The sequence below is a fragment of the Mesorhizobium sp. M7A.F.Ca.AU.002.02.1.1 genome, from assembly GCF_003998535.1.
GTDB classification, from domain to species: Bacteria; Pseudomonadota; Alphaproteobacteria; order Rhizobiales; family Rhizobiaceae; genus Mesorhizobium; species Mesorhizobium ciceri.
Genome location: NZ_RZPB01001233.1, coordinates 1 through 1,129 on the forward strand (window position 1 = coordinate 1; position 1,129 = coordinate 1,129).

The following is a 1,129-nucleotide window of genomic DNA, read 5'->3' on the forward strand; positions in this document are numbered from 1 at the left end:
CCCTGACGGTCGTCTTCATCATCACCGTCATCGGCACCACCGTCGGCATGGTTTCCGGCTATTTCGGCGGCAGGTTCGATGTCTGGATGCAGCGCTTCGTCGAACTGGTGCTCGCCTTCCCGCAGCTGCCGCTCTATCTGGCGCTGACGACACTGATCCCGGTCACCGCTCCCACCAACGTCTTCCTCGCTTTCGTCATCATCGTCATGTCGGCCTTGGGCTGGGCGCAGATGTCGCGCGAAGTGCGCGGCAAGACGCTGGCGCTGGCGCGGATCGAGTATGTGCGCGCCGCCATGGCGGTCGGCGCCACCGACCGGCGCATCATCATGCAGCACATCTTCCCCAATGTGATGAGCCATGTGATCGTCGCCGTGACGCTGGCGATCCCGACCGTGGTGCTGCTCGAATCCTTCCTCGGTTTCCTCGGCTTCGCCGTCAAGCCGCCGCTGATCTCGTGGGGCCTGATGCTTCAGGACACCGCGACCTATTCCGTCATCGGCACCTATCCCTGGATCCTGTCGCCGGTCGGTTTTGTGCTGGTCACCGTCTTTGCCTTCAACGCGCTGGGCGACGGCCTGCGCGACGCCGTCGACCCTTATTGAGGTGCTGAGATGTCCGTCGCGCTCGCCGAATCCTTCGCACCGATCGTCCGTCACGACCATGATGGACGCCAGGACCAGCCGATCATCGATGCCCGCAACGTCGCCGTGGCCTTCAAGGTGGAGCATGGCGTCGTCGAAGCGGTCAAGGACATCTCGTTCCAGCTCTATCGCGGCGAGACGATCGCCATCGTCGGCGAATCCGGTTCGGGCAAGTCGGTGACGGCGCGCACCGTCATGGGCCTGCTGTCACGGCGCGCCACGGTGTCGCCCGGCTCGAGCGTCTGTTATGACGGGCAAAACATCCTGAAATTTCCCGAGAGCGCCCGGCGCAAGCTGCGCGGCAACCGCATCTCGATGATCTTCCAGGAGCCGATGAGTTCGCTCAACCCGATCTATACGGTCGGCAGCCAGATCGTCGAGGCGATCCGGGTGCATCGTAAGGTCAGCCGCAAACAGGCTTGGGCGCGAGCGCTCGAACTTCTGCAGCACGTGCAGATTCCCGATCCTGCCGCGCGGCTCAGACAATA

At 63.5% G+C, this 1,129-nt stretch carries 2 protein-coding genes; both read left to right on the forward strand.

Going from position 1 to position 1,129, the window contains the following annotated elements; all coding sequences use genetic code 11:
• A partial coding sequence (locus EN879_RS36740) for an ABC transporter permease (protein ID WP_164774880.1) occupies positions 1–602 on the forward strand: 602 nt, incomplete at its 5' end.
• 9 nt (positions 603–611) lie between these two features.
• Positions 612–1,129: ATP-binding cassette domain-containing protein (locus EN879_RS36745; protein ID WP_127274756.1), on the forward strand; the 518-nt coding region annotated here is incomplete at its 3' end.